The sequence below is a fragment of the Halomonas caseinilytica genome (assembly GCF_001662285.1).
Taxonomy (GTDB): domain Bacteria; phylum Pseudomonadota; class Gammaproteobacteria; order Pseudomonadales; family Halomonadaceae; genus Halomonas; species Halomonas caseinilytica.
In genome coordinates this window covers 492,458-500,289 of sequence record NZ_BDEO01000007.1, presented here as the reverse complement: position 1 = coordinate 500,289, position 7,832 = coordinate 492,458, and the positions used below count along the sequence as shown (strand labels likewise).

9 protein-coding genes are annotated in these 7,832 nt (G+C 66.5%); 6 read left to right on the top strand and 3 right to left on the bottom strand.

What is annotated here, in order from left to right; translation table 11 throughout:
• The first annotated feature begins 238 nt into the window (after positions 1–238).
• Both HSDC_RS09945 and HSDC_RS09940 read left to right on the top strand, forming a co-directional pair.
• Positions 239–871: a DUF1326 domain-containing protein gene (locus HSDC_RS09945; RefSeq protein WP_064699762.1), complete on the top strand. Its 633-nt coding sequence runs from the start codon at positions 239–241 to the stop codon at positions 869–871.
• An 11-nt stretch (positions 872–882) separates the two neighbouring features.
• A complete protein-coding gene (locus HSDC_RS09940; RefSeq protein WP_064699761.1) occupies positions 883–1,662 on the top strand; it encodes a DUF2182 domain-containing protein in 780 nt (259 codons plus the stop codon).
• 22 nt (positions 1,663–1,684) lie between these two features.
• Here HSDC_RS09940 and HSDC_RS09935 read toward each other — a convergent pair whose 3' ends face one another.
• Positions 1,685–2,509: a helix-turn-helix domain-containing protein gene (locus tag HSDC_RS09935; protein WP_064699760.1), complete on the bottom strand. Its 825-nt coding sequence runs from the start codon at positions 2,507–2,509 to the stop codon at positions 1,685–1,687.
• Positions 2,510–2,661: 152 nt separating this feature from the next.
• Here HSDC_RS09935 and HSDC_RS09930 point away from each other — a divergent pair, with 152 nt between their 5' ends.
• Together HSDC_RS09930 and HSDC_RS09925 are read left to right on the top strand one after the other, a co-directional pair.
• Positions 2,662–3,588 (top strand): hypothetical protein, encoded by a 927-nt coding sequence (locus HSDC_RS09930; RefSeq protein ID WP_064699759.1) that lies wholly within the window; start codon positions 2,662–2,664, stop codon positions 3,586–3,588.
• A gap of 32 nt (positions 3,589–3,620) precedes the next feature.
• Positions 3,621–4,790 carry a toxic anion resistance protein gene (locus HSDC_RS09925; RefSeq protein WP_064699758.1) on the top strand — a complete coding sequence of 390 codons (1,170 nt, stop codon included), beginning with the start codon at positions 3,621–3,623 and terminating at the stop codon, positions 4,788–4,790.
• Between the two features lie 9 nt (positions 4,791–4,799).
• Here the strand turns inward: HSDC_RS09925 and HSDC_RS09920 are convergent, their stop codons facing one another.
• Positions 4,800–5,087, bottom strand: a complete 288-nt coding sequence (locus HSDC_RS09920) for a sll1863 family stress response protein (protein ID WP_064699757.1) — start codon at positions 5,085–5,087, stop codon at positions 4,800–4,802.
• Positions 5,088–5,212: 125 nt separating this feature from the next.
• Between HSDC_RS09920 and HSDC_RS09915 the strand changes: the two genes are divergently transcribed.
• The gene (locus HSDC_RS09915) at positions 5,213–6,568 is read left to right on the top strand and encodes an MFS transporter (RefSeq protein WP_064699756.1); all 1,356 of its coding nucleotides are present in this window, start codon (positions 5,213–5,215) and stop codon (positions 6,566–6,568) included.
• A gap of 6 nt (positions 6,569–6,574) precedes the next feature.
• On the opposite strand, the gene HSDC_RS09910 is transcribed toward HSDC_RS09915, so the two are convergent.
• A complete protein-coding gene (locus HSDC_RS09910; protein ID WP_064699755.1) occupies positions 6,575–7,186 on the bottom strand; it encodes a flavin reductase family protein in 612 nt (203 codons plus the stop codon).
• A gap of 115 nt (positions 7,187–7,301) precedes the next feature.
• On the opposite strand from HSDC_RS09910, the gene HSDC_RS09905 reads away from it, so the two are divergent.
• On the top strand, positions 7,302–7,832 hold the full coding sequence (locus tag HSDC_RS09905) for a retropepsin-like aspartic protease family protein (protein WP_082920010.1): 531 nt from the start codon (positions 7,302–7,304) through the stop codon (positions 7,830–7,832).

The window sequence follows — 7,832 nt, the reverse complement described above, 5'->3', positions numbered from 1 at the left end:
TGTGGATGACGCTGACGCCTGCGCCCTGAAGGGGCTGTGTTCGGTGGCGCGGGGCTGGAGACAAGGCCCTGCCCATCGGGCCGATGGTGTGTGGTGCCTCAGTCTCCGGAGGCGATGGCTTTGCGTCTACACTGAGTCAGACAGGGAGAAAGATGTCCTGCTCCCGGAAGGAGCCTCACGGGCCGGCGACCCATCCGGCCACCGGCCGCTGTCCGACGGCTAAAGAGAGGGTTCCATTATGTCCCGCCAAGACTGGCGTCTCGAAGGAGACTGGCTCAAGAACTGCAATTGCGCCTTTGGCTGTCCCTGTGACTTCCAGGCGCCTCCCACCGAGGGGGAATGCCAGGGTTTCCTGGGCATGCGCATCACCTCCGGCCATTTCGGCGATACACGCCTCGACGGCCTGGGGTTCTTCGTGGTGGTGAAGTTCCCGGGGCCGCTGCATGAGGGTAACGGGGATGCTCAGGTGTTGATCGACGAACGCGCCAGCCCTAACCAGCTGGAGGCGCTGTCCGAGATTCTTTCCGGGGCGCATTCCGACGAAGGCACGCTCTTCCATATCTTCAGCCTGATCGTGGCTCGGCTGCACGATCCCGTCGTCGCGCCGATCGAGTTCGAATTCGACCTGGCCGGGCGCACGGCTCGCATCGAAATTCCCGGTGCGCTGAGTTCCCGGGTGGCGCCGATCCGCAATCCCGTGACCGATGAGCCTCATCGCATCCGGGTCGTGATGCCGGAAGGCTTCGAGCATCTCGAGGGTGAGGTGGCCTCGGCGGATATCGAGAGTACCGGTGAGCTGGCCTTCACAACCCAAGGGTCTCACAGCACCTTGGCTCATGTGATCCAGACGCCTCAGGGAGTCGTCGCCTAGAGGGTCGCGACATGGAAGCGAACCCGCTTGAGCGGCTGTTACGCCACGATCGGCGCTGGGTGCTCGGCGGTCTGTGCCTGGTCATCGTTCTGTGCTGGGCTTACTTGATCGCCGAGGCTGCCCTGATGGCGCGTGGCGGGAGCCTGCTGATGCCCATGACGGGGGGTGCCTGGTCGCTCCTCGATGCGGGGCTGATGTTGTTGATGTGGGCCTTGATGATGGCGGCGATGATGCTGCCCAGTGCCGCCCCCATGCTTCTGCTGCATGCCACTATGACCCGGCGGCGTCGCGCCCGTGGAGAGGCTGCCGCGGCGACGGGCTTCTTCGCTGCCGGTTATCTGATCGTCTGGATGCTGTTCAGCCTGGCAGCGGTGCTGCTGCAGTACGGATTGCAGCGGGCGGCACTGCTGTCGCCGATGCTGGCGCTCACCAGCCAGGGCGTGGCGGGGCTGGTGCTGATCGGTGCCGGGCTCTACCAGTGGTCGCCGCTCAAGGAGGCTTGTCTGCGCCATTGCCGTTCACCGCTGGAGTTTGTGCTCACCCGGTGGCGCGAGGGCAGGCGGGGCGCCCTGCTGATGGGATGGCACCACGGCGCCTATTGTCTCGGCTGCTGCTGGGTGCTGATGCTGCTGCTGTTCGTCGGTGGCGTCATGAGCCTGCTCTGGATTGCCGGGCTGGCGCTCTGGGTGCTGGTCGAGAAGCTGGCGCCGGCCGGGCACTGGCTGGGACGCCTCCTGGGCGGCGTGCTGGTGATCTGGGGCGGAGTGATTCTATGGTCGGTCCTGACCTGAGGCGCTCCCCATGGATGGGGGCTCATCCGCCCTGCTGGCGCGAGACCAGCGCCACGTGATCGAGGAACAGCCGGAACAGTTGCGACTGGCTGGAGACCTCGAGGCGCTGGTAGAGATGCTTGCGGTGGACCTTGACGGTGCCGTCGCTGATGCCCAGCTCGCGGGCCGCCGACTTGGTGGAGTGGCCGGCCAGCAGCAGGCGCACGATTTGCCGTTCGCGTGTCGTCAGGCTCTCCTGGCCGAAGCTGTCGAAGGCCTCTTCCACCGGTTCCCGTTCGTCGAGACACTGGTGGAAGCGGTGCTCCTGCCATTTCCAGTACTCGCCGAGCAGGACCTCCAGCACCGGCGCGATGTGCCGCAACGCCAGCAGGTCCCGGCGGGTGACCCGGGGAGCGTCTTCGCGAAACCCGAGCGACACCACCATGACCACGTCGGTATCGACCCTGGCGAACAGGCCGATCTCGTCGGTGAGTCCCAGGGCGCGGTAATAGTGATGATAGTAGTCGCTGCTCTCGAAGCGGTCCGGCGCCAGTTCGCGCAGGCGGTACGCGCCACTCTCCAGGCCGTCGTACACGGCCTTGAAGAAGGGATCCAGCAGGTAGGCCTGGCTCAGATAGCGTTCGATGCCCTGTTCGCGGCGCGTCGGCGGGTAATTGTCGTGAATCAGTAGTGGCCGCCGTTGTCCCTTGTAGGTGTTGATCAGGATGGTGTCGAAACCGACCAGTTCGCGCAGTGTCTGTTCCAGCAGGCTCGGAAAGCCGCTGCCGGCGGCGGCCTGGAACAGGCGGGCCAGCTGACGGTGCCAGGTCAGGCTGGTGGCATTGGCGAGATGCTCGGTAGGGGTCACGAGAATAACCGTGCTGTTGGAGGACGAAACGCTCCCGGCAGCATATCACGGCGACGTTCGGTGAGCCGCCTTGCAATGCGGGGTGGCTAAGCGGCGCCCGGCACCGCATCATGATGGGGCCGAATGCGTAAAAGGGGAGGATCGACGACACCATGCTGGAGTTTCTGCAGGGAGCGGCCTATGGCCTGTTCCTCACTTGTCCGCCGTGGTGCCTGGTCGGCCTGGTGAAGCCCGAACTGGCATTGCCCGTCGAGCATCCGCAGCGCTGGCGTGTGCTGGTGCGCTACGGCGCCGTGCTGCCCTTCATCAGTCTGTTGATGTGGCTGACATCGCTATGGGGCGGCTTCGGTCCCAGCCTTTGGGGTTGGCTGGCGGGCCTGGTCGCCATTGCCGTCGAGCTGCCCCTGGAGCGCCGTTGGCGCCGCTGGCGCTCGCGTCGCCAGCAGCGACGGCACGAGGCAGCGTTGCGGCGCGAGCGTGCACGTTCCGAGGCCGGTGTCGTCGAGCTCGAGCCGTCTCGCCCGCCGCTTGGCGCCGACGAGATCGTTCGGGCCCTGTGTCGCGTCAAGGGCGAGCTGCTGGATGTCGATCGGTCCGAGCTGGCGTCCCGAGTCGACCGCCTGCATGGCCGCTATCGGCACGTGAATGAAATACTGGAAGCGCGTTTCGAGCCTGGGGAGCTGGCCTTCGAGCGAGCGCGTTCGTTGATCGAGCAGGTCAGCCTGGGGGCGGTGGACGATTTCGACGCCATGGTCGATCGGGCGAAGGGGATTCGTGGCATGGATGTCGACTATGTACGCCGTCGACTCGCCAAGGATGCCACGCGCCTGTCCGCCGAAGAGACCGAGGCCCTGCGGCGGCGGCTGGCGCTGATCGAGGAGACCGAGATTGCCTTGCGCCGCCTCGCGGCTCGCAACGAGGCGGCCCTGACGGCGCTCGACGATGCCGCGGTGAGGTTGTCCCGGGTGGTCACGGGCCGGCCCAAGGCAGCGCTGGGCGCGGAGCGCGCTTGCGACGAACTGCGGCGTTTCATCGAAGGCGCCGAACGTTATGGGCAGACGCCGCGCTCGTCTGACTGAGCAAGGTGCCTGGCTGACAAGGGAGAAACGCCATGACTGACGCCTCCGCGGATAAACCGGGCAGCCGCCTGTCGCTGCCGCCGGTGGAGCGCATTGCCGAGGAGCTGGAACGGGACGGGGCGGACCATCGAGAGCCCCTGGATCCCGAGCTCGAGGCGACGGCCGAGGCCTTCGTCGAGGAGATCCTGGGGGACAACGCCGGTGCCGCCGCCGAGCAGCGCCGGGCGGTGGACGAAATGGGACTGGACCTTCAGCGTCAGGCCGCCCATCAGAGCGAGATGCTCAAGACGCCACTGCACCAGCTGGCCCGTGAAGGCGAGGATGGCGGGCCGGTGGCCAAGGCGCTGGGCGAGTTGCGAGGCCGAATGAACTCGCTGGACCCGCGTCACCATCGCCTGGAGCCGGGGCCGCTGGACCGGCTGCGCCGCTTCATCCCGGGCATGGGCACTCGCTTGCAACGTTATTTCCAGCGCTTCGAGACGGCCCAGCAAGCGCTCGATGCCATCATTGCCGACCTGGAAGGCGGTCGGGACCGGCTGGCGCGCGACAACATCACCCTGAATGACGACCAGCAGGCCCTGCGCGAGACGCTCGATCAACTGGAGCGCCAGGTCGCCCTGGGGCGGGCGATCGACTCACGCCTGGAAAGCGCCTTGCCGGAACTCGATGAGCAGCGGCGTGGTTTCGTCGAGGAAGAACTGCTGTTCCCCCTGCGTCAGCGAATCCTCGATCTCCAGCAGCAGCAGGCGGTCAGCCAGCAGGGCGTGCTGGCCCTCGAGGTGATCATCCGCAACAATCGCGAGTTGATGCGGGGCGTGGATCGGGCGATCAACGTCACCGTCTCGGCGCTCAGCGTGGCGGCGACGGTGGCCCTGGCGCTGGCCAATCAGCGGTTGGTGCTGGAACGCATCGAGTCGCTCAATGCCGCCACCTCCGAGACCATCGCCGGCACCGCCGAGGCCCTGAAGCGCCAGGGCGTGGACATCCAGACCCGGGCGTCTTCGGCGACGCTGGACATGCAGTCGCTGGAACGCGCCTTCGGCGATGTCATGGGCGCGATCGACGACCTGGCGCACTATCGCCGCGATGCCTTGCCCCAGCTGGCGTCGCAGATCGAGCGGCTGGAAGGTCTGGCCCAGCGGGGGCGTTCGGCAACCGAGCGTCTGGATCGGGGCGAGTCGGCCAGCGACGAGACGCGTTAGGCGTCTGGCTCACTTGAAGCGAGAACTCGCCTTTTTCCACGCGTCCCGCAAGTGTTCCCAGGCCTCGTCAGCCCCCAGGCGCATGTCATCCCAGGCTTCCTCGCTCGAGGCCTGAAGCTCGTCGAGCCGGCGAAGTGCCTCGTCGCGGCGCGCCTTCAGGCGGTCGATGTCTTCCTGATGGCGCTCGCGGGTCTGCTCGCCGGCCTGGCGCGCCCGCGCGGCCAGCGCCTCGATCTCGGCATTCCATTCGGCGAGGCTGTCCTTGAGGCGCTCGATAAAGGCGTCACGTTGATTCATGGGGTCCTCCGTCGGGCGTTGACTTCTTCATCTTGACGATCCCGAAGGTCGCCATGAGTTCCCTGAGCATGGCACGTTGCGCGCCAGGCCTGCTATCTTGAGCCTTTCTCGACAGGGATGCCCTCATGAGCGTGACGACCGCCGATGCCGCTGCGAAGCCCTGGGCCTCGCGCAAGGAGATCCTCGGCTGGGCAATGTTCGATTTCGCCAACCAGGCCTATACCCTGCTGATCATCACGGTGGTGTTCGGCGAGCTGTTCACCACGGTGATCGTCGGGGATCGTGGCGATGACTATCGACTGGCCAACTTCCTGTGGAGCCTGGCGCTGGCGATCAGCTATCTGATGGTGGTGATCACCGGCCCGCTGTGTGGCGCCGTGATGGACTATCGGGCCGACAAGAAACGGTTCCTGTTCGCCAGCTATCTGGCCACCATCGGGGCCACCGCCATGCTCTACTTCGTGGCGCCCGGCTACGTGGTGCTGGGGCTGGTGCTGATCGTGGTGTCCAACTATGCCTATTCGATGGGCGAGTCCTTCATCGCCGCCTTCCTGCCCGACCTGGGGCCGCCGGAAGCACTGGGCCGCATCTCGGGCTTCGGCTGGGCGCTGGGCTATGTGGGCGGGCTCTTCGCCGCCGGCTTCACGCTGGTAGCGCTGGGCGAGGCCACCGCCGCTAACTTCGACCGGATACGCTGGGTAGGGCCCTTCGCCGCCGCCTTCTTCCTTTTCGCCGCCATTCCCACCTTCCTGTGGCTGCGCGAGCGCGGCACGCCGCAACCGCCGGGGCTGCCCTATCATCGGATCGCCTGGCAGCGGGTCTCCACGACCCTGCACGAGCTGCGGCGGTTTCGCGACCTGGGCTTGTTTCTGGTCTCTCTGCTGTTCTCCATGGCCGGTGTCTACATCATCATCGCCTTCGCCTTCATCTACGGGGCCCAGGTGATCGGCTGGGACGCCGCGATCCGCAATGTCATGTTCATCATCGTCCAGATCACCGCGGCCGCCGGTGCCCTGGGCTTCGGCGCCATCCAGGATCGCATCGGCACCCGGGTGACCTATCTGATCACCCTGGCACTATGGGTCGCGGCGATCCTGGCGATCTGGGCCACGCCCGAACTCACCGCTTGGCTCAACGCGCACCTCGGTCTCGGTTGGGAGGCACAGCACCTCTTTCTGGTGGTTGGCTGCCTGGCGGGCCTCAGCCTCGGCTCGAGCCAGTCGGCCAGCCGTGCCCTGGTAGGCCTGTTCTCGCCGCGCCGCAAGGCCGCCGAGTTCTTCGGCTTCTGGGGGCTGGCCAACAAGCTGGCAGGGGTGTTCGGCATCATCGGCCTGGGCCTGCTGCAGTCGGTGGTTGGCCTGCAGGCCTCGATCCTGCTGTGCGCGGCGTTGTTCATCATCGCCATTGTGATCTGCCTGGGCGTGAGCCAGACGCGCGGCATGCAGGCCGCCAGAGACTGGGAAGCCCGTAATGGCGGGTAACGCCCTTTATCGGGGGCGCTCGAGCGAGAAGCGGTCGGTGGTGCGGCTGTAGTCGGCACCGGCGAGGCGGCCGATGGGGCGCAGCGCCTCGATGTTCACGTGGTGGCCATCCCAGACGTCGGCGTCGGCATGCACCACCACGACCTCGGCCAGAACGAGATTGCCCGAGCGCGGGCGGTCGCCGAAGCGAATCACATCGCGTACTCGGCAGCCGAAGGCCAGCGGTGCTTCGCCGATGCACGGAACCTGCAATCCCGGCATGGCAGTCTTGGTCAGGCCGGCATGCAGGAACTCGTCATCGCCGCGGGGCAGGCTGGCGCTGGTGGCATTGAGCGGCTCGGCCAGTGCTTCTCCGCCGATGTGCACCACACATTCCGCCACCTCGTCGAGATTGTGCAGGGTATCCTTGGCCGCGCCCTGGCCGTCCAGCAATGGCGAGAAGGCCAGCACGGGCGGGTCGACGCTGGCCACGTTGAAGAACGAGAAGGGGGCGAGGTTGGCGTTGCCGGCTGATTCCAGGGTCGAGACCCAGGCGATGGGACGCGGCGCGATGGCGCCCGAGAACAATCGGTAGAGGAGGTCGGCGCCGAGTTCGCTGGCCTTCCGGGTAGCTGACATGTCGGTCTCCGCGGCGGTGGAAAGCCCTCATCCCAGCATGGGCCACGCCCCGGGTCCAGTATCATAGTGGTGGGGGCGCTCATCGTGTCGGGGTGGCAAGGGCCGAGGAGGAATCGTGGGGAACGAGCGACGCGAGGTGAGGCGATTCGGTCTCGGCATGATGCTGTTGTTCTGGGCGCTGTTGCTGGGTCTCGGCACCTGGTGGCTGCAGGGCATGCTGGAGCGCCGTGAGAATCCGAATGCCCATCTGTTCAATGTCGAAGCCGGCGAAACGCTAACGCTCGAGCGCAACGCCTCGGGGCATTTCGTCGCCACCGGGCGCATCAATGGCGAGCCGGTGCCCTTCCTGCTGGATACCGGCGCCACCTTCGTGGCGGTGTCCGGCTCTCTGGCCGAGCGACTCGACCTGGAGCGTCAGGGCGAGGCCTGGTTCTCCACGGCCAATGGTCGGGCGCGAGGCCATCTGACCACTCTCGACACGGTCAGCCTGGGTGGCCTGACCGCGCAGGAGGTTCGCGGCTCCATCAGCAACGGATTGCCGGGCGACAGGGCCCTGCTGGGCATGAGCTACCTGGGGCGCTTCGATATTGCGATCAGCGGAGACCGACTGACCCTGCGGGTGCCGGCCGACGTCTCCTCGGAATAG

What these genes read in the sequence shown, in the direction of transcription:
- HSDC_RS09910 (WP_064699755.1), bottom strand. Translation starts at nt 7,186, where the DNA reads ATGTCAGCTACCCGGAAGGCCAGCGAACTCGGCGCCGACCTCCTCTAC.
- HSDC_RS09930 (WP_064699759.1), top strand. Translation starts at nt 2,662, where the DNA reads ATGCTGGAGTTTCTGCAGGGAGCGGCCTATGGCCTGTTCCTCACTTGT.
- HSDC_RS09920 (WP_064699757.1), bottom strand. Translation starts at nt 5,087, where the DNA reads ATGAATCAACGTGACGCCTTTATCGAGCGCCTCAAGGACAGCCTCGCC.
- HSDC_RS09915 (WP_064699756.1), top strand. Translation starts at nt 5,213, where the DNA reads ATGAGCGTGACGACCGCCGATGCCGCTGCGAAGCCCTGGGCCTCGCGC.
- HSDC_RS09945 (WP_064699762.1), top strand. Translation starts at nt 239, where the DNA reads ATGTCCCGCCAAGACTGGCGTCTCGAAGGAGACTGGCTCAAGAACTGC.
- HSDC_RS09940 (WP_064699761.1), top strand. Translation starts at nt 883, where the DNA reads ATGGAAGCGAACCCGCTTGAGCGGCTGTTACGCCACGATCGGCGCTGG.
- HSDC_RS09925 (WP_064699758.1), top strand. Translation starts at nt 3,621, where the DNA reads ATGACTGACGCCTCCGCGGATAAACCGGGCAGCCGCCTGTCGCTGCCG.